1 protein-coding gene is annotated in these 1,551 nt (G+C 69.1%); it reads left to right on the forward strand.

Translation table 11 applies throughout. The annotated features are described in order from the left end of the window. The first annotated feature begins 69 nt into the window (after positions 1 to 69). A complete protein-coding gene (locus tag AB0B76_RS58930) occupies positions 70 to 1,407 on the forward strand; it encodes an IS701 family transposase (protein WP_360395185.1) in 1,338 nt (445 codons plus the stop codon). Positions 1,408 to 1,551 lie beyond the last annotated feature (144 nt).

The raw sequence follows: 1,551 nt of genomic DNA on the forward strand, positions 1-1,551 counted from the left end.
CTAGTAGTGCTTTGTTAGGTGCGGCGTGTCGTGGGGTCGCTGGGTGGGTGCGGGTAGTTTCATGTGTCGGTGACCCCTGATGAGCTTTCGGTTGTGCGGCAACGCTTGGAGGCGTTCGCGGCGGAGGTGTTCGCGCCGTTGACCCGGTCGGATCAGCGGGCGAAGGGTGTGACGTATCTGCGTGGGCTGCTGCTGGACGGGCGGCGCAAGTCGATGCAGCCGATGGCGGAACGGCTCGGGGTCGATCATCAGGGGTTGCAGCAGTTCGTGACGACCTCGACGTGGGACACCGCGGCGGTGCGGGCCCGGCTGGCTCGCCGGGCGGTCGAGCTGATCGAGCCGGTCGCGTGGGCGATCGATGACACCGGGTTCCCTAAGGACGGCTCGGGTTCGCCCGGCGTGGCCCGGCAGTACTCCGGCACCCTGGGGAAGGTCGCGAACTGCCAGATCGGAGTGAGTGTCCACGCGGTCACCGACACGGCGTCGTGTCCGCTCGACTGGCGGTTGTTCCTGCCAGAGTCGTGGGACACCGTCAAGGCCGGACCGGCGGCGGTGCAAGCGGCCAAGGCCAGGCAGCGCAAGACCTTGACCAACGCACCCCGGGCCGCCGCGCCGGCCCCGCTCACCGCGGTCGAGGTCGATGTCGAGGCGGTGACTGAGGCGGCCCGGCACCGGCGCCGCAAGTCCGCGATCCCGGACGGTGAGGGCCACCGTCCGAAGTGGATGCTCGCGGTCGAGATGCTCGACGGGCTCGCCGAACACGGGCTGCGGCCACCCCTCATCGTCGCGGACTCCGGCTACGGCGACAGCGGCCCGTTCCGCGCCGCCCTCGACGAACGCGGCATCGCTTACAGCGTCCAGGTCAAAGGTGAAACCCTCGCCCACCCCGCCGACGCCACGCCCGTGGCGCGCAGCTGGTCTGGACGAGGCCGCCCACCCACCCGCCCGGACTACCCCGACGATGCGATCAGCGTGGCCCAGCACGTCCAGGGCGCCGGCCCGGCCGCGGCGGTCACCGTGTCCTGGCGTGAGGGCAGCAAAGGCACCCTCACCTCCCGGTTCGTGTTCCTGCGGGTCCGTCCGGCCGGGCACCGCATCCTCCGCAACCCCGACGGCAGCCTGCCCGAACGGTGGCTGATCGCCCAATGGCCCGACACCGAGCCCGAACCCGTCACCTACTGGCTGTCCAGCCAACCCGCCGACACCCCCGCCGCCGACCTGATCCGCACCGCGAAAATCCGATGGCGGATCGAACACGACTACCGCGAACTCAAAACCGGCCTCGGCCTCGACCACTTCGAAGGCCGCTCCTTCACCGGCTGGCACCGCCACGTCACCCTCGTCACCACCGCGCACCTGTTCATCACCATGCTCAGGCTCGACCCAAAAGCGGATGCGCCGGCCTGACCCTCTACAAGGTCATCCACGAGCTGCAACTGCTGCTCGCGACCTGGACCGGCGCATGCCCCACCTGCCACCAAACCGTGAAACCGTTACAGCGCAACAAGCATCGACAAACCTAACAAAGTCCTACTAGGCCCTGTCCTGCCG

This window comes from Dactylosporangium sp. NPDC049140 (genome assembly GCF_040648435.1).